The sequence below is a fragment of the Cellulomonas oligotrophica genome, from assembly GCF_013409875.1.
GTDB lineage: Bacteria > Actinomycetota > Actinomycetes > Actinomycetales > Cellulomonadaceae > Cellulomonas > Cellulomonas oligotrophica.
The window spans coordinates 1,562,431-1,588,792 of record NZ_JACCBK010000001.1 but is presented as its reverse complement, the minus strand read 5'-3'; the positions used below and the strand labels follow the sequence as shown (position 1 = coordinate 1,588,792).

Annotated in this window: 20 protein-coding genes and 3 tRNA genes; 11 read left to right on the top strand and 12 right to left on the bottom strand. The window is 75.7% G+C overall.

Annotation, left to right across the window (positions count from 1 at the left end; all coding sequences use genetic code 11):
- Window positions 1-16: 16 nt before the first annotated feature.
- Window positions 17-877 carry a DUF2599 domain-containing protein gene (locus tag BKA21_RS20145; RefSeq protein WP_140457582.1) on the bottom strand — a complete coding sequence of 287 codons (861 nt, stop codon included), beginning with the start codon at window positions 875-877 and terminating at the stop codon, window positions 17-19.
- A 100-nt stretch (window positions 878-977) separates the two neighbouring features.
- On the bottom strand, window positions 978-2,066 hold the full coding sequence (locus BKA21_RS07020) for a hypothetical protein (protein WP_179625329.1): 1,089 nt from the start codon (window positions 2,064-2,066) through the stop codon (window positions 978-980).
- 300 nt (window positions 2,067-2,366) lie between these two features.
- Between BKA21_RS07020 and purL the strand changes: the two genes are divergently transcribed.
- From purL to BKA21_RS06995, 5 genes are all read left to right on the top strand, one after another.
- Complete coding sequence (purL, locus tag BKA21_RS07015; protein WP_140457581.1) at window positions 2,367-4,760, top strand: phosphoribosylformylglycinamidine synthase subunit PurL; 2,394 nt, start codon at window positions 2,367-2,369, stop codon at window positions 4,758-4,760.
- A 152-nt stretch (window positions 4,761-4,912) separates the two neighbouring features.
- Window positions 4,913-5,734: a M15 family metallopeptidase gene (locus BKA21_RS07010; RefSeq protein ID WP_140457580.1), complete on the top strand. Its 822-nt coding sequence runs from the start codon at window positions 4,913-4,915 to the stop codon at window positions 5,732-5,734.
- A gap of 69 nt (window positions 5,735-5,803) precedes the next feature.
- Window positions 5,804-6,913, top strand: a complete 1,110-nt coding sequence (gene rsgA / locus BKA21_RS07005; protein WP_239072714.1) for a ribosome small subunit-dependent GTPase A — start codon at window positions 5,804-5,806, stop codon at window positions 6,911-6,913.
- 140 nt (window positions 6,914-7,053) lie between these two features.
- Window positions 7,054-8,487, top strand: coding sequence for a glycoside hydrolase family 6 protein (locus BKA21_RS07000; protein ID WP_140457579.1), 1,434 nt, complete (start codon window positions 7,054-7,056; stop codon window positions 8,485-8,487).
- A gap of 294 nt (window positions 8,488-8,781) precedes the next feature.
- A complete protein-coding gene (locus BKA21_RS06995) occupies window positions 8,782-15,519 on the top strand; it encodes an Ig-like domain-containing protein (RefSeq protein WP_170208907.1) in 6,738 nt (2,245 codons plus the stop codon).
- A gap of 5 nt (window positions 15,520-15,524) precedes the next feature.
- On the opposite strand, the gene trpS is transcribed toward BKA21_RS06995, so the two are convergent.
- The gene (gene trpS, locus BKA21_RS06990) at window positions 15,525-16,604 is read right to left on the bottom strand and encodes a tryptophan--tRNA ligase (protein WP_140457577.1); all 1,080 of its coding nucleotides are present in this window, start codon (window positions 16,602-16,604) and stop codon (window positions 15,525-15,527) included.
- Window positions 16,605-16,831: 227 nt separating this feature from the next.
- On the opposite strand from trpS, the gene BKA21_RS06985 reads away from it, so the two are divergent.
- The 4 genes from BKA21_RS06985 (at window position 16,832) to purM (ending at window position 20,388) form a co-directional block, all read left to right on the top strand.
- On the top strand, window positions 16,832-17,215 hold the full coding sequence (locus BKA21_RS06985) for a sterol carrier family protein (protein ID WP_140457576.1): 384 nt from the start codon (window positions 16,832-16,834) through the stop codon (window positions 17,213-17,215).
- A 9-nt stretch (window positions 17,216-17,224) separates the two neighbouring features.
- Window positions 17,225-17,626, top strand: a complete 402-nt coding sequence (locus BKA21_RS06980) for a histidine kinase (protein WP_218886986.1) — start codon at window positions 17,225-17,227, stop codon at window positions 17,624-17,626.
- Window positions 17,627-17,710: 84 nt separating this feature from the next.
- Window positions 17,711-19,258 (top strand): amidophosphoribosyltransferase, encoded by a 1,548-nt coding sequence (gene purF, locus BKA21_RS06975; RefSeq protein WP_140457575.1) that lies wholly within the window; start codon window positions 17,711-17,713, stop codon window positions 19,256-19,258.
- Window positions 19,255-20,388 carry a phosphoribosylformylglycinamidine cyclo-ligase gene (gene purM / locus BKA21_RS06970; protein ID WP_140457574.1) on the top strand — a complete coding sequence of 378 codons (1,134 nt, stop codon included), beginning with the start codon at window positions 19,255-19,257 and terminating at the stop codon, window positions 20,386-20,388. The genes purF and purM overlap by 4 nt, the downstream gene beginning before the upstream one ends.
- Before the next feature lie 261 nt (window positions 20,389-20,649).
- On the opposite strand, the gene BKA21_RS06965 is transcribed toward purM, so the two are convergent.
- Window positions 20,650-20,856 (bottom strand): DUF3073 domain-containing protein, encoded by a 207-nt coding sequence (locus tag BKA21_RS06965; RefSeq protein WP_140457573.1) that lies wholly within the window; start codon window positions 20,854-20,856, stop codon window positions 20,650-20,652.
- A gap of 682 nt (window positions 20,857-21,538) precedes the next feature.
- Between BKA21_RS06965 and BKA21_RS06960 the strand changes: the two genes are divergently transcribed.
- Window positions 21,539-21,751, top strand: a complete 213-nt coding sequence (locus tag BKA21_RS06960; RefSeq protein WP_140457572.1) for a BldC family transcriptional regulator — start codon at window positions 21,539-21,541, stop codon at window positions 21,749-21,751.
- Between the two features lie 207 nt (window positions 21,752-21,958).
- Here the strand turns inward: BKA21_RS06960 and BKA21_RS06955 are convergent, their stop codons facing one another.
- From BKA21_RS06955 to BKA21_RS06930, 6 genes are all read right to left on the bottom strand, one after another.
- The gene (locus BKA21_RS06955) at window positions 21,959-22,264 is read right to left on the bottom strand and encodes a DUF3618 domain-containing protein (protein ID WP_140457571.1); all 306 of its coding nucleotides are present in this window, start codon (window positions 22,262-22,264) and stop codon (window positions 21,959-21,961) included.
- The gene (locus tag BKA21_RS06950; protein ID WP_140457570.1) at window positions 22,261-22,686 is read right to left on the bottom strand and encodes a phage holin family protein; all 426 of its coding nucleotides are present in this window, start codon (window positions 22,684-22,686) and stop codon (window positions 22,261-22,263) included. The genes BKA21_RS06955 and BKA21_RS06950 overlap by 4 nt, the downstream gene beginning before the upstream one ends.
- Before the next feature lie 148 nt (window positions 22,687-22,834).
- Complete coding sequence (locus BKA21_RS06945) at window positions 22,835-23,020, bottom strand: hypothetical protein (protein WP_140457569.1); 186 nt, start codon at window positions 23,018-23,020, stop codon at window positions 22,835-22,837.
- A 229-nt stretch (window positions 23,021-23,249) separates the two neighbouring features.
- Window positions 23,250-23,322: transfer RNA gene (locus tag BKA21_RS06940), tRNA-Phe, on the bottom strand.
- A 39-nt stretch (window positions 23,323-23,361) separates the two neighbouring features.
- Window positions 23,362-23,435: transfer RNA gene (locus BKA21_RS06935), tRNA-Asp, on the bottom strand.
- Window positions 23,436-23,490: 55 nt separating this feature from the next.
- Window positions 23,491-23,563: transfer RNA gene (locus BKA21_RS06930), tRNA-Glu, on the bottom strand.
- 124 nt (window positions 23,564-23,687) lie between these two features.
- On the opposite strand from BKA21_RS06930, the gene BKA21_RS06925 reads away from it, so the two are divergent.
- A complete protein-coding gene (locus tag BKA21_RS06925; protein WP_140458354.1) occupies window positions 23,688-24,050 on the top strand; it encodes a metallopeptidase family protein in 363 nt (120 codons plus the stop codon).
- Between the two features lie 72 nt (window positions 24,051-24,122).
- Here BKA21_RS06925 and BKA21_RS06920 read toward each other — a convergent pair whose 3' ends face one another.
- Together BKA21_RS06920 and BKA21_RS06915 are read right to left on the bottom strand one after the other, a co-directional pair.
- The gene (locus BKA21_RS06920; RefSeq protein ID WP_140457568.1) at window positions 24,123-25,274 is read right to left on the bottom strand and encodes a S1 family peptidase; all 1,152 of its coding nucleotides are present in this window, start codon (window positions 25,272-25,274) and stop codon (window positions 24,123-24,125) included.
- Between the two features lie 90 nt (window positions 25,275-25,364).
- Window positions 25,365-26,276, bottom strand: coding sequence for a LysR family transcriptional regulator (locus BKA21_RS06915; protein WP_140457567.1), 912 nt, complete (start codon window positions 26,274-26,276; stop codon window positions 25,365-25,367).
- Window positions 26,277-26,362 lie beyond the last annotated feature (86 nt).

The following is a 26,362-nucleotide window of genomic DNA, read 5'->3' as shown; positions in this document are numbered from 1 at the left end:
GTGCGACGGGCGCGGGTCAGCCCGCGTCCGTCGCCGTCGGGTTGCAGCGCGTCGCGAGCATCGTCAGCCCGTCGACCTCGGGGCGCCACGGCTCGAGGTTCCAGGTCTCCTTCTCGGGCGCACCCAGGGCGTGGCAGCCGAGCTGGTCGCGCATCGACGCGGACGCGGCCTCCGGCTCCGCGGCCGCGAGCTGGGTCGCGACGGCCTCCTGCGCCGCGATCCCGCCGCTGCGGGCCCAGGCGGCCGGGTCGACCGCGAGCGAGCGACCGCCCTCGTTCTCGCCCCAGGTCGCGCTGTCGACGGCGGCGCCGCCGACGACGACGGTCACGGGTGCCGCGGTCGCGGCGCCCTCCGTGCCCGTGCCCGCCGGCGCGGTCAGCAGCGCCAGGCCCGTCGAGGCGTCGGCGGTCCACCGCGGTGCGCCCGCCGTGCCACGGGCCGCGCCGACGGCGGCGAGCGTGACCCCCGCCTCGTCGCGCACGGCCACCGTGCCGTCCGCGAGCACGTGCAGCGCGGTGCCCGCGGGGGCGGCGAGCCACGCCGTCGGCGTCCCCGCCGTGGTCGCGGCGAGGGTCACGTCGAGGGCGCCGTCGTCGCGGACGGCGACCCCGGGCGCGTCCCCGGCGAGCAGCGCGAGCGTCGGGCCGCCGCGGGGGGCCAGGGCGACGCCGCGCTCCTCGACGGCCGCGGCGTCCGGGGCGGGCGCGTCCTGGTGCGGTGCGGACGTGGCGCCGGACGGTGCGGGGGACGACGCCGGCGGTGACGCGACGGGCCGGGTCGCCGGTGACGTGCAGCCGGCTGCCACGACCACGACGCCGAGCGCGGCGGCGAGCCACGTGCCACGGCGGGCGGGGGGAGACGTGCGGCGGGCGGGCACGGGTCCGACCGTAGCAACGGCGTGCCGCAGCACGGGGCCCGGGGACGCCGCGGGGCCCGGGACGGCGAGCGTCCCGGGCCCCGCGGCGGTGCCGGCGGTGTCAGCCCTGGCGTCGGGCCCGGCGCCGCAGGACCAGCAGGACCCCGCCGACGGCCACGGCCGCGACGGCCGCGAGCAGGATCGGCAGCGCGCGCGCCCCGGTGTCGGACAGCGCGGCGGCCTGCGTGCCGGCGGTCGCCGAGAGCACGTCCGACGTGGCGGTCGGGCTCGGCGTGGGCGTCGACGCCGCCGCGGCGGGCGTGGGCTCCGCCGAGGGCTGCTCCTCGGGCGCGACCGTGGGCTCGACGGTCGGCTCCTCGACGGGCTCGGGGCCGACGGTCTCCTCCGGCGTCACGGGCGTGGGCTCGGGCTCCGGGGCGGGCTCGACGGTGGGCTCCGGCGTCGGCGTGGGCTCGGCCGTGGGCGCGGGCGTCTCCTCGGGCGCCACCGGCGTGGGCTCGGGGGTCGGCGTGGGCTCGACCGTGGGCTCCGGCGTCGGCTCCGGGGTGGGCTCAGCCGTGGGCTCGGGCGTGACCTCGGGTGTCGGGGTGGGCTCCGGCTCGGGCGTGACCTCGGGCGTCGGCTCCGGCGTGGGGTCGGCGGTGGGCTCGGGCGTCGGCTCCGGCGTCGCCTCGGGCGTCGGGGTGGGCTCCGGCGTCGGGGTCGGGGTCGGCTCGGGCGTGACCTCGGGCGTCGGCTCCGGGGTGGGCGTCGGGGTCGGCTCGGGGGAGGGTGTCCGCACCGGCGTGGGCGTCGGCGTCGGCGTGGGCTCCGGGGTGCGGCAGACCGGGTCCTGGCCGCCCTCGCCGAAGTGCTCGTCGAAGCCGTGCACCTGCACCCACGTGATGCACGCGTCGGCGGGCAGCGCGGCCCGCGACCACGTCAGCGTCGACGTGCCCTCGAGGTCGGCGTTGAGCCCGCCGTCGACGTGCACGTTGCGCGTGGTGGAGCCGCCGCCGTCGGGGCGGGTGTACCGGATGTTCACGTCGAAGTGCTCGGCGAAGGTCCGCCCCGCGGGCAGGACCAGCGCCTCCTCGGTCACCTGGTAGGGCGGGGGCGAGTCCGAGCCCCCGGCGAGCGCGGTGGTGCCGACGGCGGCGACGACGACGGTGGAGGCGGCTACGACGACGACGACGTGACGCGAGTGCATGGGACCTCTGGTCTCGGGCGTGCGGACGCCGGCGGTGACGTCGTTGCACGTCACCCGGCATGGAGGGGAGCGACGGCAGGGTAGCGGGCAGATCGGGACGAGGGGGTCGATCGGTGACGAACCGTGGCCGGGGGTGCATCTCGGGCGGCGCGTCGTCGGCGTGTCGCGGCAGGGCGGCGCGACGGGCCGGCGGGTCCGGGCGGCCCCCGGCGCCGGTAGGCTGCTGCCGTCTGCCGACCCCGGCGCGGGACCGGCCGGGCCCCGCCCGTCCCCGGGACCGAGCCCCCACCGAGGGAATCGATGACCACCGCACCTGCGCGCCCCGACGCCCCGCACCACCGGACCGACACCGTCGAGCAGGCTGCGGCCACGCCGGACGCCGAGCAGCCCTGGGCCGAGCTCGGCCTCAAGGCCGACGAGTACCAGCGGATCCGCGACATCCTGGGCCGGCGCCCGACCGCCGCCGAGCTCGCGATGTACTCGGTCATGTGGTCCGAGCACTGCTCGTACAAGTCCTCGAAGGTGCACCTGCGCCAGTTCGGCGACAAGACCACGCCCGCGATGCGCGAGCACCTGCTCGTCGGCATCGGCGAGAACGCCGGGGTCGTCGACATCGGCGACGGCTGGGCCGTCACGTTCAAGGTCGAGTCGCACAACCACCCGTCGTACGTCGAGCCCTACCAGGGCGCGGCGACCGGCGTCGGCGGGATCGTGCGCGACATCATCTCGATGGGTGCGCGGCCCGTCGCCGTCATGGACCAGCTGCGGTTCGGCGCGGTCGACCACCCGGACACGGCCCGGGTCGTGCACGGCGTCGTCGCGGGCGTCGGCGGGTACGGCAACAGCCTCGGGCTGCCGAACATCGGCGGCGAGCTGGTGTTCGACGCCTCGTACCAGGGCAACCCCCTGGTCAACGCGCTGTGCCTGGGCGTGCTGCGGCACGAGGACATCCACCTGGCCAACGCCTCGGGCGTGGGCAACAAGGTCGTGCTGTTCGGTGCGCGCACGGGCGGCGACGGGATCGGCGGGGCGTCGATCCTCGCGTCGGAGACCTTCGACGACACCAAGCCCTCGAAGCGCCCGTCGGTGCAGGTCGGCGACCCGTTCATGGAGAAGGTGCTCATCGAGTGCTGCCTCGAGCTGTACGCGGCGAAGGTCGTCGAGGGCATCCAGGACCTGGGCGCCGCGGGCATCTCGTGCGCGACCAGCGAGCTCGCGTCCAACGGTGACGGCGGCATGCACGTGGACCTCGAGGCCGTGCTGCTGCGCGACCCCACCCTCACCGCGGGCGAGATCCTCATGTCGGAGTCGCAGGAGCGGATGATGGCCGTCGTCCGTCCCGAGAAGCTCGACGAGTTCCTCGCGATCACCGGGCGCTGGGACGTCGAGACGGCGGTCATCGGCGAGGTCACCGGCACGGGGCGCCTGACGATCGACCACCACGGCCTGCGCATCGTCGACGTCGACCCCCGCACGGTCGCGCACGAGGGACCCGTCTACGACCGCCCGTACGCGCGGCCCGCGTGGCAGGACGCGCTCGTCGCCGACTCCGTCAGCACCCCCGAGGGCAAGGCCCGGTACGCGCGCCCGTCGAGCCCCGCCGAGCTGCGCGAGACGGTCCTGCGGCTGCTCGCGTCGCCGAACCTCGCCTCGCCGGCGTGGGTGACGGACCAGTACGACCGGTACGTGCAGGGCAACACCGCGCTCGCCCAGCCCGACGACGCGGGCGTCGTCCGCGTCGACGAGCAGACGGGGCTCGGCGTGGCCCTCGCGACCGACGCGAACGGCCGCTACGGCAAGCTCGACCCGTACACGGGGGCGCAGCTGGCGCTCGCGGAGGCCTACCGCAACGTCGCGACGACCGGCGCGCGCCCGCTCGCGGTCACCGACTGCCTGAACTTCGGCAGCCCGGAGCACCCCGACTCCATGTGGCAGCTCGTCGAGGCGATCCGCGGCCTGGCCGACGCGTGCCAGACCCTCGAGGTGCCCGTGACCGGCGGGAACGTCTCGCTGTACAACGGCACGGGCGAGCCCGGCCAGGTCGACTCCGCGATCCACCCGACGCCCGTCGTCGGCGTGCTCGGCGTGATCGACGACGTCGCCGACGCCGTGCGCTCGGGCTGGCGCGCCCCGGGGCAGGCCGTGTACCTCCTGGGCACCACGCGCCCCGAGCTCGACGGGTCCGCGTGGGCCGACGTCGTGCACGGGCACCTGGGTGGGACGCCCCCGCGGGTCGACCTCGACGCCGAGCGCCGCCTCGCGCAGGTGCTCGCCCAGGCGGCCCGCGACGGTCTCGTCGACGCCGCCCACGACCTGTCCGAGGGCGGCCTCGCCCAGGCGCTGCTCGAGTCGAGCCTGCGGTACGGCGTCGGCGTCCAGGTGGACCTCGACGCGCTGTGCGCGCGGGACGGCCTGACGCCCTTCGAGGCCCTGCTGTCGGAGTCGACGGCCCGCGTGCTCGTCGCGGTGCCCCGCTCCGAGGAGGTCCGCCTGCTCGACCTGTGCACCGCGCGCGGCGTGCCGGCGCTGCGCCTGGGGGAGACCGCCGAGACGTGCTCCCCGGGTGCGGGCACGCCCGCCGAGGACGGCGACCACGCGCACGTCGCGGCGGTCGAGGTGCGCGGTCTGTTCACCGTGCCTCTCGACGAGGCCCGCGAGGTGTGGGAGGCGACGCTCCCGCGCCTGTTCGGCTGACGGCACGTCGGGACTCGTCGGGGCACGGCCGGACGGCGCCGCGCCCCGACGTGCCCGACCGTCGCCCGGGAGGGTGCACGGACGCACCGCCGGACGGGTGGACATCCGTCCGGTTCGGGCCAGATCGTCCCGGTCCGCCCTAGCATGCAGCCGTGGCTCAGCGACGCGGATCTCGACGCACGGCGGTGGTGAGCGTGCTCACGGTCGCGACCCTGGCCGCGGTGGCCTTCGTGACCTGGGCGATCGCCGGAGGTGGTCAGGGCGGCGGCGCGACCCCCGTCGCGCAGGTCGAGGCGTGGGCCGGCGCGCTCACGCACACGGCCCCCGAGCCGGAGCCGGAGCCGGACGCCGAGCCGACGACCGCGGAGGCCGGGTTCGACCTCACGGCGCTGTCGACGACCGACCCCGCCAGCCCCTGGGTGGTCGTCAACAAGCAGCACCCCCTCACGCCGAGCGACTGGGCGCCCGACGACCTCGTGGCCGTCGACGGCGTGCAGGTGCGCGCCGCCGTCGCCACGGACCTCGAGGCGATGCTCGAGGCAGCGGCCGCCGACGGCGTCGAGATCCTCCCGCGCGACGGCTACCGCTCCTACGCCGGCCAGGCCGCCGCGCGGGCGGCCGTGGAGCAGCGGCGCGGGTTCGAGCACGCCGAGCGGTACTCGGCCCGCCCCGGCTTCTCCGAGCACCAGACCGGCCTGGCGCTCGACGTCGACTCCGCCTCGAACCCCTCGTGCGACCTGCAGACGTGCTTCGCGCAGACCGCGGAGGGCCGGTGGGTCGCCGAGCACGGCCACGAGTTCGGCTTCCTCGTGCGCTACACGCCCGAGAACACCGAGACGACCGGGTACGCGCCCGAGGGGTGGCACCTGCGCTGGGTCGGTCGCGACCTCGCGGGCTGGATGCACGCCGAGGGCCGCACGTCGCTGGAGGACGTCTTCGGCGTCCCGGGCGGGTCCACGTACCTCGAGCAGTGACCGCCGACGGGCCCAGGGGCCGGCGAAAAGGCGTCGCCGCGCGGGCCGGGCGCGCCTAGCGTCAGGCGGGTGCAGCCCGTCCCGTCGTCGCCTGCCCCGGCCGCCGAGCCCGCCCCGGCCGCCGAGCCCGGTCCGGACGCCGTGCCCGCCGTGCCGTCCGGTGCGGCGCCCGCCGGCGTCCATCTCGTCGTGCGCGTGGACCGCGGTGCCGTCCTCGTCGTCCCCGTCGACGACGTGACGTCCGAGCCGCGCCGTGCCGTCGTGGACCGCGACGGCGCCGCCCCGCTGCCGGACGGCACGCGCAGCCCCCTCGCGGTCGGCGACCGCGTCGACCTCGCGACGACCGGTCACGAGCCGCACGTGCAGGCCGTGCACGCCCGGCGCAGCGTCCTCGTGCGCGACTCGGCGGGCCGCACCTCCCACGAGCAGGTCCTCGCCGCCGGTGTCGACGTCGTCCTCGTCGTCGAGCACCTCGACCCCGACCCCGACCTGGGCCGTGTCGAACGGCTGCTGACCCTGGCCTGGCGGTCGGGCGCCCGACCCGTCGTGGTGCTCACCAAGGCCGACGCCGTGCCCGACCCGGCCGGCATGCGCCAGGACGTCGCCGCGGTGGCCCCGGGCGTGGACGTCCACGCGGTGAGCGTGCAGGAGGGCACGGGCCTGGAGCCTGTGCGGGACCTGCTCGCCCCCGGCGTCGTGCTCGTCGTCGTCGGGCCCTCGGGGGCCGGCAAGTCCACGCTCGTCAACGCGCTCGCGGGTGCTCCGGTGATGGCGACGTCGCAGGTGCGCGCCGACGGGCGGGGCCGCCACACCACGACGCACCGCGAGCTGGTGCCGCTCGCCGGCGGTGCGATGCTCGTCGACACCCCCGGGATCCGCGGCGTCGGCCTCGTCGCCGACGCCGGCGCCCTCGACGTCGCGTTCTCCGACGTCGCGGGGCTCGCGCAGCGGTGCCGGTTCGCCGACTGCGCGCACGACGCCGAGCCCGGGTGCGCCGTGCTGGCCGCCGTCGAGGCCGGTGACCTGCCGGCCCGACGGCTGGACAGCTGGCGGCGCCTCGAGCGGGAGGCCGCGCACCACGCGCGCCGTGCGGACGCCCGCCTGGCGGCGCTGGAGCACGCGCGGGTGCGTCGGGTGCAGCGGGCCCGGCGGCGCAGCCCGGGGCCCCCGCGGGCCTGAGCCGGCCGCCCGCGCGCACGGGCCGCGCACATGACAGATCTGTGAGGACTTGCGCGAAGGGGTCGCCAGGAGGCGTCGGATCGGGTTCCCTGGGTGAACCGCCGGCACCGCCCTGCACCCGATCCTGAGGAGCACCGCCCATGTTCACCCGCCTCTCGACGACACGCCGCAAGGTCGCGGCCGTCGCCACGGCCGGCGCCCTGCTGGCCGGGGTGGTCACGGCGGCGACGGTGACCGCGGCGCAGGCCGCGCCCGGATGCCGCGTCGACTACACCGTCACCAGCCAGTGGCCCGGCGGCTTCGGCGCCGACGTCAAGGTCACCAACCTGGGCGACCCGCTCACCGCGTGGAACCTCGCCTGGACCTTCCCCGCCGGTCAGCGGATCACGCAGCTGTGGAACGGCTCGGTGATGGGGACCGGCTCGCAGGTCCAGGTGTCCAACCTCGGGTGGAACGGCCGCCTCGCCACGGACGCGTCGGTGTCGTTCGGGTTCAACGGCTCGTGGTCGGGCAGCAACACGGCCCCGACGTCGTTCACGCTCAACGGGACCCCGTGCACGGGTGCCGTTGCCTCGCCGACGCCGACACCGACCCGCACGGCGACGCCCACCCCGACGCCGACACCCACCCGTACGGCGACGCCCACCCCGACGCCGACACCGACCCGTACGGCGACGCCCACCCCGACGCCCACGCCCACGCCCACCCCGACGCCCACCCCCACGGTGCCCGCGACGAGCACGTTCTACACCGACCCGACGACGGCCGCGTACGCGGCCTGGCAGGCGGCGTCGGGCACGGACAAGACGCTGCTCGCCAAGATCGCGCAGACGCCCCAGGCGTTCTGGATCGGCGACTGGGCACCCGCGGCGACGATCCAGCAGGACGTGCGCAGCTACACCGGACGCGCGCAGGCCGCCGGTGCGACGCCCGTGATCGTGGTCTACGCGATCCCCGGCCGTGACTGCGGCTCCTACTCGGGCGGCGGCGTCGCCGAGTCCGAGTACGCCCGGTGGATCGACACCGTCGCCGACGGGATCCAGGGGCGTCCCTGGATCGTGCTGGAGCCCGACGCGCTCGCCCAGCTGGGCGACTGCCAGGGCCAGGGTGACCGGGTCGGGTACCTGCGCTACGCCGCACGCGTGCTGACCGAGCACGGTGGACGGGTCTACATCGACGCGGGCAACTCGGCCTGGCTGTCGGCGCAGGAGACGGCGCGCCGCCTCCAGCTCGTGGGCCTCGACCACGCCGAGGGCTTCGCGCTGAACACGTCGAACTACCGGACCACGTCCGAGGCCAAGGCGTACGGCGAGGAGGTCTCCCGCCTGGCAGGCGGTGCGACGTACGTCATCGACACGTCCCGCAACGGCAACGGGTCCAACGGTGAGTGGTGCAACCCCCGGGGCCGTGCCCTGGGCGAGCGCCCGGCGGTCGTGAACGACGCGTCCGCGCTCGACGCCGTCCTCTGGGTGAAGCGCCCGGGCGAGTCCGACGGCACGTGCAACGGCGGCCCGACCGCCGGTGCGTGGTGGCAGGAGATCGCGCTGGAGATGGCGCGCAACACCACCTGGTGACCCGGTCGCCCGGGGCACGACCCGGGCGACCGTCCGACGGCCGCACATCCCCCCGTGCGGCCCCGCGAGGCCGCGGACGTCCCTCCCCCCCGACGTCCGCGGCCTCGCCCCGTGCCCGGCAGGGGCCACCGCCCGGCTCCCGCGGTGCGTCCGCCCGGTTCCGACCGGTGCGTCCGGCCCGCGGGCCGACTTCACCCCGCCCGGGGCGGGTGATCATCTGGTCGCCCGTCCATGTCGGGCGGGGCGGCGGTCGATGGGGACGAGGATCCGTCCTCGTCCCCGGGAGCACCCCGCATGTCCGCTCGACCGCACACCCGTCGGGGCAGCCGTGCCCTCCTCGCGGCCCTCGCCGCGGCGGTGGTGCTGCTGACCCAGCTCGTCGCGGCGGCGCCGGCGCGCGCGGACGTCGACGACGCGTTCGTGCCCGTGTACTCGACGAACGAGCACGGTGCCATCGTGATGACGGGCAACACGCTGATGACCTGCAGCTCCCGGGTGCGGTCCTGCCCGGCGGTCCAGCAGGACACGGGCGGGTCGGCGGACAACTCCGACTTCTCGTCGAGCTCGTCCGGCGCGTACGTCGACGTGCTCGCCGACGGGGCCACGACGTTCAGCTCGTCGAGCGCGTCGCTGCACATCGCCGACAGCTCCACGGTCCGGTTCGCGGCGCTGGTCTGGGGCGGGCGCACCTCGCAGACCAGCACGACGGGCAGCAACCCTGACCTGCGCCACCGGGCGTGGCTGGCGGTGGACAGCGAGTCCGGCGCGGACCTGCCGGGGCGGACGGTCACGGCGGACCACTTCGCGCAGACGTCCCGCACGGAGGGCTACCAGGGGTACCTGGACGTCACGGACGTGGTCACGGCCGCCGGCTCCGGCACGTACACCGTGGGCAACGTGCAGTCCACGCGCAACGACATCGGCCGGTTCGCAGGCTGGTCGCTGGTCGTCGTGGTCGCCGACGAGTACCAGCCGATGCGCAACCTCACCGTGTTCCGGGGGTTCGCCGAGGTCGAGGCCGCGGCGTCCAGCGACGTGCAGTTCACGGTCGACGGGTTCCGCACCCCGCTGAACGGCGAGGTCCGCTCGACGCTGGGCGCGGTCACGTACGAGGGTGACCGCGGCATCTCCGGGGACAGCTTCTCGGTGGACGGCCACGCGCTCACGGACGTGCTGGGTGACCCGGACAACGTCTTCAACTCCACGATCAGCGAACGCGGGTACATGGTCGACCAGGGCCGCGACCCCCTGTACTTCAACCAGCTCGGCCTCGACATCGACACGTTCGACGCGGACGGGGTGCTGGCGAACGGCGCGACGAGCGCCACGCTGCGGGCGACGACCACGCAGGACCAGTACTGGGTCGGCATGGTCACCTTCCAGACGGAGCTCTACGAGCCCAGCGTGTCGCTCGTGAAGTGGGCGTCGTGGGACCCGGAGGCCGACGCGGACGGCGTCGTGGGCCCCGGTGACACGGTCGAGTACGGCATGGTCTTCCTCAACGAGGGCCTCGACACGGCGGTCGACCCCGTGCTGCGCGACGCGGTGCCGACGGGCACGACGTACGTGCCCGGCAGCATGTCGCTCGACGGCGTCCCGCTGACGGACGAGGACGACCGCGGGGCGCCGGACGGCGACGGCGGTCGCTACCGGTCGGCCGGCGGGGGCGATCTCGAGGTGCACGTCGGTGACATGCCGGGCACGGACGGCGAGGGTGACCTCGAGTTCCGCCGGTTCACGTTCTCGGTCGTGGTCGACGACGACGTCGCCCTCGACCAGGACCTCGTCAACGTCGCCCAGCTGTCGTACACGGGCGCGGTCTCGGGGACGGTCGGCGGCTCGGTGAGCAACACCGCGCTGCTGCGCGTCGGCGACGAGGACGGCTACCCCGAGGAGGGGCAGGAGACCGTCGCCCCGACGCTCGTCGACCACCTCGTGGTGCTCACGCCCGCCCCGGGCCGGCCCGGGGCGGACGTGGCCGTGCTCGACGGTGCGTCGGCCGCCGGCGGCGGTGCGCTCACGGTGGTCGGCGTGACCGCGCCGGCGCACGGCACGGCCACGGTCGTCGGGGACACGGTCCGGTACGTGCCGGACCCGGACTTCTCGGGCCGGGACGCGTTCACGTACACGGTGTCCGACGCGGACGGGAACGTGACGTCGGCGGTCGTGCGCGTCGACGTGCTCAACGACGCGCCCGTCGCGGTCGACGACGCGCTCGACCTGGACACGGACGTGCCCGTGGGTGCGGCGACGGCCGTGGACGTCCTGGCCAACGACACCGACCCGAACGGCGAGGTGCTCGCGGTCCGGGGCGTGGCCGTCGGCAACGACGTCGTCATGTCCGGGAGCCTGGCGACGCCCGCGGGCGGCACGGTGACGGTCACCGACGGCCAGGTGACGTACACCAAGCCGCCGGGCGGGCTGCCGGCGGGTGCCACGGACACGTTCGGCTACCTCGTCGTGGACCAGCGGGGTCGCACGTCGGAGGCCCTGGTCACCGTGACGTCGGTGGACCTCAACCAGGACCCGGTGGCGCACCCGGACACCGCGACGGTGCCCGCCGGCGGCGCGCCCGTGACCGTCGACGTGGTCGCCGACGACACGGACGGCGACGGGGACACGCTCGCGGTGACGGGGGTCGGCAGCCCCGTCGACGCGGGCGGCACGGTGCGCGGCTCGGCGGCGGTGACGCCCGAGGGCCGGGTCCGCTACACCCCGCCGACGGGGTGGGACGGGCTGGTCACGCTGCCGTACACGATCAGCGACGGACGCGGCGGCACGGCGGGCGGCGTCGTCGAGGTGACGGTGACGAACACCGCCCCGACCGCGGGCGACGACGCCGCGACCACCGCCCACGCCACCGCGGTGGACGTACCGGTGCTGACGGACGACACGGACGCGAACGGCGACACGCTCACGGTCGTCGGCGTGGACCGGCGCGCGGCGACGGGGGCGGTCGCGGTCGCGACCGTCGGCGGGGTGCAGGTGGTGCGGTACACGCCGGCCACCGGCTTCGTCGGCACCGAGCAGGTGGGGTACACGGTCGCGGACGGGCGCGGCAGCACCGCGACGGCCACGGTGACGGTGACGGTGACGAACGCCCCGCCGGTGGCGCGCGACGACGCGGCGAGCACCCGGGCCGGCGTGCCGGTGGCCGGTGTGCCCGTGCTCGCCAACGACTCCGACCCCAACGTGGCGGCCGGCTCCGGCGGGCAGGCGCTGTCCGTGCTGGACGCCACCGCGGACCAGGGGGCGACGGTCACGGTCGCGCCCGACGGCACGCTGACGGTCGCGCCCGCCGACGGGTTCGTCGGCACGGTGCAGGTCACGTACCGGCTGACCGACGGCGTGGCCGTGGTCGACGGCACGCTGCGCGTCGAGGTCCTCAACAACGGTCCCGTGACGGTCGCGGACCTGCTGACCACGCCGACGTCGTCCACCGACGTCCCGCTGGACGTGCTCGCGAACGACGTCGACCCCGAGGGAGACCCGCTCACGCTGGTCTGGGTGACGGACCTCGTGGACGCGCAGGGGGCGGCCCGCGGCACCGCGCGCGTGGACGGCGGCGTCGTGCTCGTCACCCCGGCGGCAGGCTGGGCCGGCACCGCGACCTTCACGTACCTCGCGGGGGACGGGACGGACACCGCGGCGGGCACGGCCACGGTCGTCGTGCTCAACGACGTGCCGGTCGTCCCGGACGCGGTGGCGAGCACCCCGACGGACGCACCGGTGACCGTCCCGGTGCTGGACGCGGTGCAGGACGCCAACGTGGCCGCCGGGCACCAGACCCTCCAGGTCGTCCAGGCGACCGCCGACGAGGGGGCCACGGTGCTCGTCGACGACGACGGCCGGCTCGTGGTCACGCCCGCCCCCGGGTTCGTCGGCGAGGTCCGCGTGGACCTCGAGGTCTCCGACGGCCAGGACGCCGTCCCGGGCGTCCTGCGCGTCACGGTGCTCAACGCCGACCCGCAGGTCGCGGACCTGAGCCGGAGCACCGGCCCCGCCGACGCCCTCGACGTCGACGTGCTCGCGTCCGTCGTCGACCCGAACGTCGCAGCGGGCCACCAGCAGCTGTCGGTCGTGGCGGCGTCCGCGGACCACGCGGACGTGACGGTCCAGCCCGACGGGCGCCTGCGCGTCACGCCCCACGCCGGGTACGCGGGCCCGGTCGCGGTGCAGTTCGACGTGTCCGACGGCGTCGCGACCGTCCCGGGCACCCTGACGGTCACCGTCGCGAACGCGGGGCCCGTGGCCGTCGACGACGTCGCGACGGCGGGCCCGGCGGAGCGCGTCGAGCTGGACGTCCTCGCCAACGACACCGACGCCAACGCCGACGACCTGTCGATCTCGTCGGTCGACGTCGACGCGGCGCTCGGCACGGCCGAGGTCACGACCGACGCGGGCGGGCGGCCCGTGGTGGCGTTCACCCCCGCGGCGGGCGTCGTCGGCCTCGTCGAGCTGCGGTACGTGGTCGACGACGGCCAGGGCGGGTCCGCGGCGGCGACGGTGGTCGTCGACGTCGCCAACGCGCCGCCGCAGACCGTCGACGACGTCGCGACCACGTCCGTGGGCCGGCCGGTCGCGGTCGACGTGCTCGCCGACGACAGCGACGCGAACGCGGACGCCGGGTTCGGCGACCAGGTGCTCGCCGTCGTCTCGGCGGACGTCGACCACCCCGGTGCGACGGCCGTGGTGACCGCGGACGGCTGGGTCGAGGTCACGCCCCCGCCGGGCTGGGTGGGCGACCTCGTCGTGACGTACGAGGTCAGCGACGGCACGGACACCGTGACGGGCACGCTGCACGTGACGGTCACCAACACGGTCCCCGTGGCGTCCGACGACGCGTTCGACGTCGTGGCCGGCGGCGCGCCGCGGACCCTGCCGGTGACGGACGACGACGTCGACCACGACGGCGACGACCTCGCCGTGACGGCGGTGACCCCCGCCGTCGAGGGGGTCGCCGGCGTCGTCAACGGCGAGCTCGTCTACACGCCCCCCGCCGCGGGCTGGACCGGCCAGGAGACGCTGACGTACACGGTCGCCGACGGGCGCGGCGGCACCGCGACCGCCACGGTGGTCGTCACCGTCGTCGCCGGCCTCGTCGCCGGCGACGACACGGCCACCACCCCCTCGGGCACCGCCGTCGACGTGGACGTGCTGGCCGACGACGCGGCACCCGTCGGCGGGGCCCTGGAGATCACCGACGCCCTGCTGCAGGGCGCGTCGGGCGCGACCGTCCAGGTCGTCGGGCCGGTCGGCGCCCAGCGGGTCCGCTACACGCCCGCACCCGGGTTCGTCGGCACCGACGAGGTCGCGTACACCGTCGTCGACCGCACCCACGGCGGCAGCGGCACCGCGACGCTGCGCGTGCAGGTGGCCAACGCCCCGCCCGTCGCGGTCCCCGACACGGCCACCACCACCCGCGGCGCGTCCACGGGCCCCGTCGACGTCCTCGACGACGACTGGGACGCGAACGTCGTCGCCGGCGTCGGCGGCCAGGTGCTCGCCGTGCTCTCCGCCGCCGCGGACCACGGCGCCGCCGAGGTCGACCCCGACGGGGCGGTCGTCGTGCAGCCCGCCGCCGGGTACCTCGGCGACGTCGTCGTCACCTACCGGCTCTCCGACGGCGTCGACGTCGTCGACGGCACGCTCGTCGTGAGCGTCGTCAACACGGCGGTCGCCGCCGCCGAGGACCTCCGCACGACGGCCACGTCGACGACCGTGACGATCGACGTCACGCGCAACGACGTCGACGACGACGGCGACCCCGTGCAGCTGGTCCCCGGCTCCGTCACGGCACCCGTCGACCCCGACGGCACGCCCCGCGGCGACGCGCAGGACGTGCGCGGCAACGTCCGCTACGCCCCGCCCCCGGGCTGGACGGGCGTCGTCACGTTCGACTACGCCGTGACCGACGGGGTCGACGTGACCACCGGCCAGGTCACCGTGGCCGTCGAGAACGCCGAGCCCGACCTGTCGGCCGTCGCGACGTCGGCGTCCGCCGCCCCCGGCCAGACGGTGACCGTGCCCGTGCGGGCCGACGTCGTCGACGAGAACGCCGCCCACGGCTACCAGGTGCTGACCGTCGCCGACGCGACCTCCGACGGTGCGGACGTGCACGTCGACGCCGACGGCGCGCTCGTGGTCACCCCCCGCACCGGCCGGTCCGGCACGCTCACGGTCGCCTACGTCGTCAGCGACGGCGTCGTCGACGTGCCCGGCACGCTGGAGCTCACGGTGCTCAACGTCGCGCCGCGCCTGGACGACGCCGCCGTCACCGCCGACCCCGTGCGCGGCGTCGACGTGCCCGTGCTCGACGGGGCCGCCGACGACAACGGCGACGACCTCGCCCTGACTGCCGGTGCGCCGGCGCACGGGTCGGCGCGCGTCGTGACCGTCCGCGGCACCCCGGTCGTGCGGTACCGCTCGACCCCCGGCTTCCTCGGCGTCGACCAGCTCACCTGCACGGTCGACGACGGCCACGGCGCCACCGCCACGGCGACGCTGACGGTCACGGTGCCGAACACGCCGCCCGTCGCGGCCGCCGACGCCGTGACGGTCCGCCCCGGCGCGGACGCCACCGGCGTCGACGTGCTCGCGAACGACTCCGACGCCAACGTCGTGGCCGGCTACGGCGACCAGGTGCTCGCCGTGACGTCCGCGACCGCCGACGCCGGCGCGCGCGTGCACGTGCGGCCCGACGGCTCCCTCGACGTCGCCCCGACCACCGGGTTCGTCGGCGTCGTCACGGTGACCTACGTCCTGTCGGACGGTGTCGCGGACGTCGACGGCACCCTGCGCGTGACCGTCCTCGGCGCGTCCGGCGACGCCCCGACCGGCGGCGCCCCGACCGGCGGCGTCCCGGGGCCGGCCGCGGGGTCCGTCGTCGGAGGGGCCGCGGCCGCCGCGGGTGCCGTCGCCGGTGCCCTTGCGCGCACCGGGCTCGACCCGTGGCGCGTGCTCGGCGGCGCGGTCGGCGTGGTCCTGCTCGGCGTCGTCCTCGCGGTCACCGCCCGTCGTCGCCGCGGCTGAGCCGCTCAGGTCGTCTGCCGCATGGCACGGCGGACATCGGCGAGCGTCGCTCCGGCCAGCGCGGCAGCGCGCTCCGCGCCGCGGGCGAGCACCTCGTCCACGACCGACGGGTCGCGCGCGAGCTCGGCGCGCCGGGCCCGCAGCGGCGCCAGGTGCTCCACCAGGGCGTCCGTGACGAACCTCTTGAGCGAGCCGGCACCTGCCGCACCGATCTCCGCGGCGACGTCCTGCGGCGTCCGGCCCGACGCCAGCGCCCCCAGCAGCACGAGGTTCGCCACCTCGGGCCGCCGGTCGGGCTCGTACGTGACGACATGCTCGGAGTCGGTCCGCGCGCCCCGCAGCGCGGCGGCCGTCGTGTCGGCGTCAGCACGCAGCTCGATCGCGTTGCCGCGACTCTTGCTCATCTTCGTCCCGTCGGTGCCGAGCACCAGCGGGGCGTCCGACAGCAGCGCGCTCGGCTCGTCGAACGTGCGGCCGTACCGGCGGTTGAAGCGCCGCGCGACCGTGCGCGTGAGCTCGAGGTGGGGCAGCTGGTCGCGGCCCACGGGCACGAGCGTCCCGCCCACCGACAGCACGTCCGCCGCCTGGTGCACGGGGTAGGTGAGGAGCAGGCCCGACGACGTCCGGCCCGAGGCCGCCTGCTCGGCCTTCACGGTCGGGTTGCGGTCGAGCTCGGCCACGGAGACGAGCGACAGGAACGGGAGCATGAGCTGGTGCAGCGCCGGCACCGCCGAGTGCACGAAGAACGTCGTCGCGACGGGGTCCAGCCCTGCGGCCAGCTGGTCCAGCACGACGTCGCGCACCGCCGTGGGCAGGTCGCCCACGTCGTCGCGGTCGGTGACCACCTGGTAGTCGGCCACCACGACGACGGTGTCGACGCCGTGCCGCTGCAGCGCGACCCGGGTCTGCAGGGTGCCGAAGAGGTGGCCGACGTGGAGCGCGCCCGTCGGGCGGTCCCCGGTCAGGACGCGGTGACGGCCGGGGTCGGTCGCCAGCACGTCGTCGAGCGTGAGGACGTCGGGGCGGTCGAGGTCGGACGTGCGGGGTGCGTGCGACCGGGGCGTCTGTGGCGGGGGGACGGGCATGGGAGCTCCTCGGGGCGGGAGCCGCCCGCGCAAGGACGCCGGTACCCCGAGGGACCCGCCGAGCCGCGTGAGCAGCTCGGGGTCGGTGACCTACGGCTGCGTCAGAGCAGCCGCCACCACGCGACACGGGTGCAGGTCGAGGTCATGGTGTGCACCGTAGCGGGGCGTCGGCCCGGCCGGCCAGCCCTTCCGGGGTGCTCTGCTCCTGCGTGCGGCAGGATGTCGGGGTGCCGCCGCGTCGACGTACCGATCCCGCCGAGGGGCGCGCCGCGGTGCAGGCCTGGCGCGCGGACCCCGCGGCAGCGCCGACGGCCGTGCGGCGCACGGCCGTGCGGTTCACGCTCGAGGAGCTCGCGCACGTCGCCCCGGGCAACGCCGTCGAGGTGCGGGTCCCGCCGGACGGCGCCGTGCAGGCCGTCGCCGGGCCGCGGCACACCCGCGGGACGCCGCCCAACGTCGTCGAGACCGACCCCGGCACGTGGCTGGCGCTGGCCACGGGGGCGCAGACGTGGGCCGACGCCGTCGCCGCGGGCCTCGTGCACGCGTCGGGGGAGCGGGCCGACCTGACGGGCCTGCTCCCGCTGCAGGCCGCGCGCCCGCGCCTGACCTAGGATCGCGGCGTGCCCGACGACCGCGACCCCGCTGCTGCGGCCCCCGAGGTCCCCGACCCCGCGGACGTGACCGCCGACGGTCCGGCCGCTGCCGGCACGTCCGCGCCCGGGCCGGTCCCGACGGAGGAGGAGCTCCTGCGCACGGCGACGCCCGCGCGGGTCCGTCGCGCCCCGCGCTACCGCGCCTTCGTGGTCACCGGCGCACTGCTCGGCCTCGTCGTCGCCGTCGTGCTCGTCGCCGTGCTCGGCGACGACCGCGCCCTCGAGGGTGCCGGTGGCGGGCTGCTGCCGGTGCTCGACGGCGTCGGTGGCGTCCGGGCCGTGGTCGGCACCGGCGGTGCGATCCTCGGCGCGCTCGCGGGCGGTGTGGTGGCGCTCCTGGCGGACCGGCGCAGCCGACGGGCCCGCTGACCGTCGTCGGCGCACCGCCGCCGACGCGCCGCCGTCCGCGGGACGGGTTCGGGTGCCGCGGGGCACGTGTGCAACCATGGTCACGTGGCCCCCCGCGCAGACGGACGTCTCAACCACGACCTTCTTCCCGGCGAGAAAGGCCCGCAGGACGCCTGCGGAGTCTTCGGCGTCTGGGCACCCGGCGAGGAGGTCGCCAAGCTCGCCTACTTCGGCCTGTACGCGCTGCAGCACCGTGGCCAGGAGTCGGCGGGCATCGCCACCTCCAACGGCCAGCAGCTGCTCGTGTACAAGGACATGGGGCTGGTCTCCCAGGTCTTCGACGAGACGGCGCTGAACGCCCTGCAGGGGCACATCGCGATCGGGCACGCCCGGTACTCGACGACCGGTGGCTCCACGTGGGAGAACGCCCAGCCGACGCTCGGCGCCACGGCGGCCGGCACTGTGGCCCTCGGCCACAACGGCAACCTCACCAACTCGGCCGAGCTGGTCGACCTGGTCGCGGAGCGGTACGGCGCCCAGCGGCGCGGCGAGCTCGCGCGCGGGAACACCACCGACACGGCCCTGGTGACGGCCCTGCTGGCGGGCGACCCCGACCACACGCTCGAGGCGACGGCCCTGGAGGTCCTGCCCCGGCTGCGCGGCGCGTTCAGCCTCGTCTTCATGGACGAGCACACCCTGTACGCCGCGCGCGACCCGCAGGGCGTGCGCCCGCTCGTGCTGGGCCGCCTGGAGCGGGGCTGGGTGGTGGCGTCCGAGACGCCCGCCCTCGACATCGTCGGCGCGTCCTTCGTCCGCGAGGTCGAGCCGGGGGAGTTCCTGGCGATCGACGCGGACGGGCTGCGCTCGACGCGGTTCGCCCCCGTGGACCGCGCGGGCTGCGTGTTCGAGTACGTCTACCTGGCCCGTCCCGACACGTCGATCAACGGGCGCTCCGTGCACGCGGCGCGGGTCGCGATGGGCCGGCGGCTGGCCGTCGAGCACCCCGTCGAGGCGGACCTCGTCATCCCCGTGCCGGAGTCGGGCACGCCCGCGGCCGTCGGGTACGCGGCGAAGTCGGGCATCCCGTTCGGCCAGGGCCTGACCAAGAACGCGTACGTCGGCCGCACGTTCATCCAGCCGTCGCAGACGCTGCGCCAGCTCGGCATCCGGCTCAAGCTCAACCCGCTCAAGGACGTGATCCGCGGCAAGCGTCTCGTCGTCGTCGACGACTCGATCGTGCGCGGCAACACCCAGCGCGCGCTGATCCGGATGCTGCGGGAGGCCGGTGCGGCGGAGGTGCACGTGCGCATCAGCTCGCCGCCGGTGAAGTGGCCCTGCTTCTACGGCATCGACTTCGCGTCCCGCGCCGAGCTCATCGCCAACGGCCTCGGCGTCGCGGAGATCGCGTCGTCGCTCGGCGCGGACTCGCTCGGCTACATCTCGGAGGAGGGTCTCGTCGCCGCCACGGAGCAGCCCGCGAGCCAGCTGTGCACGGCCTGCTTCAGCGGGCGCTACCCGATCGAGCTGCCCTCGGCGGACCGGCTGGGCAAGCACCTCCTCGAGCAGAACGAGCTGCCCCTGGGGCCGCCCGAGGACGGGCTGATGACCATCGCCGCGGCCACCGGTGGCGCTGGCGCGCTGGAGCACCCGTGAACGCCGCGACGCCCGCCGGGGCCCCCGTCACGTACGCCGCCGCCGGTGTGGACACCGAGGCCGGCGACCGCGCCGTCGAGCTGATGAAGGACGCCGTCCGGGCCACGCACGGGCCGCAGGTGCTCGGCGGGGTCGGCGGCTTCGCCGGTCTGTTCGACGCCAGCGCGCTCACCGCGTACCGCCGTCCCCTGCTGGCGACCTCCACCGACGGCGTCGGCACGAAGGTCGCGATCGCGCAGGCGATGGACGTGCACGACACCATCGGCTTCGACCTGGTCGGCATGGTCGTCGACGACATCGTCGTCGTGGGTGCCACCCCGCTGTTCATGACGGACTACATCGCGTGCGGCCGGGTCGTGCCCGAGCGCATCGCGGACGTCGTGCGGGGCATCGCGGCCGCCTGCTCGGTCGCCGGCACGGCGCTGGTCGGCGGCGAGACCGCCGAGCACCCCGGGCTGCTCGGACCCGACGAGTACGACGTGGCGGGTGCCGCGACCGGGGTCGTCGAGGCCGACGGGCTCCTGGGGCCGGAGCGGGTCCGCGCCGGTGACGTGCTCGTCGCGCTCGGCTCGTCCGGGCTGCACTCCAACGGGTACTCGCTCGTGCGGGCGGTCGTCCGGCAGGCCGGCTGGGCCCTGGAGCGCCACGTCGACGAGCTGGGCCGGACCCTCGGCGAGGAGCTGCTCGAGCCGACCCGCGTGTACGCGGCGGACTGCCTCGCGCTCGTGGAGCGCTTCGGGGTGGCGGGCGTGCACACGTTCAGCCACGTCACGGGTGGCGGGCTGGCGGCGAACGTCGCGCGCGTGCTCCCGGCCGGGCTGGTGGCCGACGTCGACCGGACCTCGTGGCAGCTGCCGCCGGTGTTCGGTCTGGTCCAGCAGCTGGGGCAGGTGCCGTGGCGGGACCTGGAGGCCACGCTCAACCTGGGTGTCGGGATGGTCGCGGTCGTCGCGGCGGACGTCGTCGACGACCTCGCGCTGGCCGCGCGCGACCGGGGGATGCCTGCGTGGGTGCTCGGCACCGTGCGCGACGCCGTCGAGGCCGACCTCACCGCTCCCGACGTCGTCGCGGGGACCAAGGGCGTCCAGGGCGGCGCGGTCCGCCTGCACGGCACCTACCGCACGTCCTGAGGGCGCGGCCCGGTCCCGCAGCACCGCCGGTGGGACCGGGCCCGCTCTCGTGGCGCGGTGGTGACGCACCTGCCGGACGCGGGGAGTCGTGCGCCTGTCGCGACCTCAGGACGTGGTGGACGGCCGGGCAGCGAAACGTCCCCGCGGTGCAGGCCGCCGTCCGGGACGGACAGGGCTCACCACGGGGACGCGTCGATCACGTGCGTCGACGGCTGCCCTCGCCGTGACGCTCAGGTGCGCTGGGGTCGCCGAGCCAGAGGCTCAGCGGTCGTCGTCCCCCGGCGACCAGCGCTCCCAGTCAACGGGGTCGTCGTCCGTGTCCACCGCGCTGCGGCGTCCCGTGACGAGATCGTTGCGGCTGTGCGACGAGAGCTCCTGCTCGAGGGCCCTGTAGTTGGTGTCCGGGCTGAAGTACTTCAGCTCCCGGGCGACCTTCGTCTGCTTAGCCTTCTGACGGCCGCGCCCCATGGCATCGACCCCCTCTAACGTGGAAGCGGGGCGGCTCCGTGCTCACACGTGCGGCCCCGGGGTGCTGTTCAGTCTGTTCGTGGGGCAACGGTACATGGTCGAGATCCATTCCGACCACCGACCGGGGAGCGGCGTACGTCTCATCGGGTGGCGGGTCGGTGCCCTCGGGGCGGGTCCGTGCGGCGTCCCGAGGGGCGAGACCGGACGTCCGGTCAGTGAATGTGATGTAGATCACACATGAACGATCGTCGAGCCCGCAGTGCGTACCGGTCCGCGCGTGCCCAGCGACCCCCTGCCGCCCTGTCCGCCGTCCCCGCAGGTCATCCGGCCAGGCCTGACGTGGCCGTCGCGGCCGCCGGGTGTCGGGGTGCGTGTGACGAGGCCGCCGACGGCTGTGACGATTCACCCGTGCGGCCCACCGTCCGTGGTCGGCGTCACCCGGACGTGCGTCCGTGTTGTCCGGATTTGTGGCGGGTCTACCCTGGAGGAGAAGGCGGACGGAGAAGGCATCCGGGGCCCTGGGAGCGTCACCACGACGTCGACGTCGTGACCGAGATGTGTCCTGGAGTGCCCGGTGTGCGAGATTCGTCCATGCTAGTCAGCGACAGACTGTCGCAAGCCGGCGCAGACCTGACCCGGGGGGGCGTGGAGCGTTCCGGGCCGCACACGAAGGAGGCAGCTGATGTCCGTCACTCATTCGTCCGACAGCGAGACCCTGCTCACACCGTCCGAGGTGGCGACGCTCTTCCGCGTCGACCCGAAGACCGTGACGCGCTGGGCCAAGTCGGGCAAGCTCTCGTCGATCCGCACGCTCGGCGGCCACCGTCGCTACCGGGAGTCCGAGGTGCGCGAGCTCCTCACGGGCGTCCCGCAGCAGCGCGCCGACGAGCGCTGACCGCACGACCCGTCCAGGTCGTCGGTCCGGCGGGCACGTGCGCACCCGCGCGTGACCGCCGGACCGACGACCTGTGCCGTTCAGGGGCCGATGGCCCCTGACCCGGACGCCCGGGGCCGATCCGGCCCCGCACGCGGGGGTCGCAGCCGTCCGCCTCGGTGACCGCCGTGCGCCTGGGCGACCGCGAGGTGGGGGCGTGCGGGCGCGTCAGCCGCGCAGCCGGCGGACGACCCCGACCGCCAGGAGCGCCGCCACGCCGCCGGCGACGGCCAGCACGGTGCGCGCCCTCGCCCGTTCCTCGGGCAGCGCGTCCGGGTCGCGGGCGTCCTGCACGAGCCGTCGTCCGCCGTCCACAGCCCGCTGGGCCTGCACGCGGGGGTCCACGCGCGTGGACAGCGCGTCGACCGTCGCCGCCAGCTGCTGCCGCGACAGGGCGACCTCGGCCTCCAGCGCCGCGATCCGGGGCGTCGTGAAGCGCGTCTCGTCCGAGGAGGTGCCGTCGTGCGTGCTCATGCCCCGAACCCCTTCTTCACGGCCGCCACGTCCTCCTGGACGTTCTCCACGGCGTGCTCCGGCGTCGGCGGCACGCCCTTCTTGAGCCGGTTCACCCCGACGGCGGCGAGCGCCCCGGCGAGCAGCAGCAGCGCCACCGTCACCAGGAGCGCGGCGAGCCACGGCGCCACCGCGTTGGACAGCGCGATGATCGCGGTGGCGACCAGTGCCCCGAAGGCGTAGAGCGCCAGCACCCCGGCGCCGGCGAGGAGCCCGGCGCCGATGCCGGCCTGCTGGGCCTTCGCGGCCACCTCGGCCTTCGCCAGGTCGATCTCGGCGCGCACGAGCCGCGACGCCTGCTCGCTGAGGTCGCTGACGAGCTCGCCCAGGGACCGTGGGTCCTCGGTGCTCGTGTCGCTCGACCATCCGGTGTGCGTGACCATGGCTGACCTTCCTCGCCGACTGGGTGCTGCGAGTACCCAGTCTGCTGGTCAGGAGTCCGCGGCGCGAGGCGAGGCGCCCACCGGGCGCCGCGGGCCGCGCGTCGGCCGGCGGCGCCCGGTGGCGCTGCCGGCCGGTGAGGTGAGGGTGTCAGTCGACCCAGGGGTGCACCAGCTCGCCGGCGGGGTGCGTGGGGGCCGGCACGGGGATGATCACGTGCGTCGCGCCCGAGAGCTCGTGCTCCACGCACGGTGCGGGCCGCCGGTCCGTGGTGGGCGTGGGGAGGGTGTCGAGGGTCCAGGTGCCAGGCCTGCGCGGCGTGGTCGTCGTGGTCACGGTCGTTCCTTCGTCGGTGGAGGGAGACTGCCCTTCCACGGTAGGAGCGGGGGCGTGCCGGCGTGCGGGACGATGGGCCCGTGCGCCCCGGTCCGGGCGCCACGGAGCGGGTGATCCTGCGACGTGACAGGCGCGGAGGGCCGCTCGACGGGGCGAGGCTCGGTGCTGGCAGAAGGCGCTGGCAGACGGCGACGGCCCCCGCGGACGAGTCCGCGGGGGCCGTCTGGCGTGGCTCCGACCGGCGTCGATCCGGTGACCTTTCGATTTTCAGTCGAACGCTCTACCAACTGAGCTACAGAGCCCGGAGACGAGAACGCCGGTCTCACGACCGGCTTCTCGAGCGACCCCGACGGGACTTGAACCCGCGACCTCCGCCGTGACAGGGCGGCGCGCTAACCAACTGCGCTACGGGGCCTCGTGGCGACCATGGTCGCACAAGGTTCCAGCAGATCTTGCATCGCACGAAGTCGTACCCCCAACGGGATTCGAACCCGTGCTACCGCCGTGAAAGGGCGGGGTCCTAGGCCGCTAGACGATGAGGGCGATGTCCGCCCCTGCGACGAGGCGCCGGACCGGGAATGAGCATACGGGCTCGGGGCCGGATCGCCAAAGCCGGTCCGAGGTGACGTCCGTCGCGCGCCGCGTGCGGTGCCCGGCGCGGGGCAGGATGGGGGTCGTGGTCGAGATGACGCGCGAGGAGTTCGAGGACGCGGTGCGCGACGCCCTCGACGAGGTGCCCGAGGAGCTCGCCGCGATGATGGACAACGTCGTGGTGCTCGTGGAGGACGAGCCGCCCCCGGACGAGCCCGACCTGCTGGGGCTGTACGAGGGGACCCCGCTGACGGAGCGGGGCGAGTCCTGGGCCGCCGGGTCGCTGCCGGACAGGATCTTCGTGTTCCGCAACCCCACGCTGGCGCTGTGCGAGGACCGGGACGAGGTCGTCGAGGAGGTCACCATCACCGTCGTCCACGAGATCGCCCACCACTTCGGCATCGACGACGACCGGCTGCACGACCTCGGCTGGTCGTGACGGCGGCGCTCCGGGCGCAGGCGCGGCGGTGCGGACCGGGGCCGTGCCCCGGTCCGCACCTGGTGCACGGCGTCAGCCGCGGACGAGCGTCAGCCCGTAGGCCGAGAGGATCTCGTTGACCGGCTGGAAGTACGTCGTCCCGCCGGTGCGGCAGTTGCCCGAGCCGCCCGAGGTCACGCCCTGCGCCTGGTTGCCGGCGATCAGCGAGCCGCCCGAGTCGCCCGGCTCGGCGCAGACCGTGGTGCGGATGAGGCCCGTGACGGTGCCCTGCGCGTAGCGCACGGTCGAGTTGTAGGCCTGGACCGTCCCGCAGCGCCAGCCGGTCGTGCTGCCCGAGCGGCAGACGTACGCGCCCACGGACGCCTGCTGGGAGCCGAGCACGGCGACGCGGCTGCCCGAGTAGTTGTTCACCGCGCCGATGAGCGCGTTGCCCGACGCGACCTGGACGTAGGCGTAGTCGTTGCCGGGGAAGGAGGACCCGCGGAACGTGCCGGTCGGCGAGGACGTCGTGGCACCGGTGCGGCCGCAGTGGCCGGCGGTGACGAACCCGCCCTGGACCGCGAAGCCGACGGAGCAGCGGGAGCCGCCGATGTAGTACGCGTTGCCGCCCACGACGTCGATGAACGTCCGCGGCGCCTCCGCGGTGGTCGTGTAGGTGACGGCCGAGGCGGGCACCCCCGCCGCCTCGACGAGCGCCTCCGCGGCGGCCGTGCTGGACCCGACGGCCTCGACCACGACGGTGTTGGTGGTCACGTCGACGTAGGACGAGGCGATCGTCGTCGGCACGGCCTCGGCCGCGATGTCGGCGGTCCAGCCCTCGAGCTGGTCGAGCGTGCGGGTCACCTTGACCGCCGTCGTGCCCTGGGCGGCCGGGCCGCGCACGAGCGCCGGCTCGGTCGTGGCCACGTGCAGGGTCCCGGCCTCCGGGTCCACCCACGAGCCGGCGAACGAGTCGCCGAGCGTGCGCTCGAGCGAGCGGGCCCGCGTGGCGGCGTTGGCCTGGAACGTCAGGCGCTGGGCGGCCTCGGCGCGCGGGACGCCGAGGTCGCGCTCGAGCGCGTCGAGGACCTGCTCCGGCAGCCCGCTGGCGGCGGCGGTACCGCCGGCGGCGCTGGCACCGCCGGCGAGCGGGGCGAGCAGAAGCGCGCAGACCGCGGCGCCGACCGCGGCGGTGCGGCGCAGGCGTGAGGTCCGTGCTGGTGCGTGAGTGCGGTGGGTCGACATGGTCAGCCTCTCCGTCGATCTCGTCCGGGTGTCTCCCGACAGCCGTCAAGGTAGATGCTGACCACAGTAACTTCACAGATAACGCTTAGGTCATACCGCCCGCGGAGTACCGACCTCCGGGCGGCGACGTGCCTCGCGGGCCGCGTGCAGGACCGCCTCGCGCACGTCCGCCGGGGTCGACGCGTGCCACGCCACCCACGTGGCGCGGCGCACGGGGTCGCCCTCGATCCGCAGCGCGCGCACGCCGCGCCCGTGGGTCGCCGCCGCCGGGGCCAGCGCGACGGCGAGCCCGGCGCGGACCAGGTCGAGCGCCACCGCCGGCTCGCACTCGCCCCGGCTGCGCGGCGTGAACCCCGCACGGGCGCACGCGGCCGCGAAGCACCGGGCCCCGCAGTCGTCGGCCGGGTGCGCGACCCAGTCCGCGTCCGCGAGCTCGGCGAGGTCGACCGTGCCGTCCGGCGCGACCGGCCGGCCCGCGGCGACGAGCGCGTGCAGCGGGTCGGTCCCCACGCGCTGCCACTGCACGCCGGGGGCCACCGGCGGCAGGGCGTCGGCGCACATCCCGGCGACGAGCGCGTCGGCCGCGCCGCCCGCGACGTCGTCCGCCCCGTCCTGCGCGCACCAGCGCGAGCGCAGGGCGACGCGCCGGTCGTCGTCGTGCAGCACGCGGGCCAGGGCGGCCACGAGCGCGGTGCCCACGACGGCGAGCCGCAGCTCGCGGGGGTCGGCGCCCGAGGTGGCCGTCCGGCGGGCGTCGTGGTGGAGCGCGTCCATCGCGGGAAGCAGGGTGGCCGCGCGGTCGAGGACGAGCCGGCCCAGCGGCGTGGGCCGCACGCCGCGGGGCTCGCGGACGAACACCGGCCCGCCGAGGGCACGTTCGATGCGGGCCAGCTGGGCGCTCAGCGCCGGCTGGGCGAGGCCCAGCGCGGCAGCGGCCTTGGTGACGCTGCCGTGCGTCGCGACCGCGACGACCGTCCGCAGGTGGCGGACCTCCAGGTCCATCCGGGGACCGTAGCCCGATCGGGTGGGGTCTGTCACGACTTCCGATGACTTTCCGTCGGCCGTCAGGTGACCGACGGTCGGGTGCG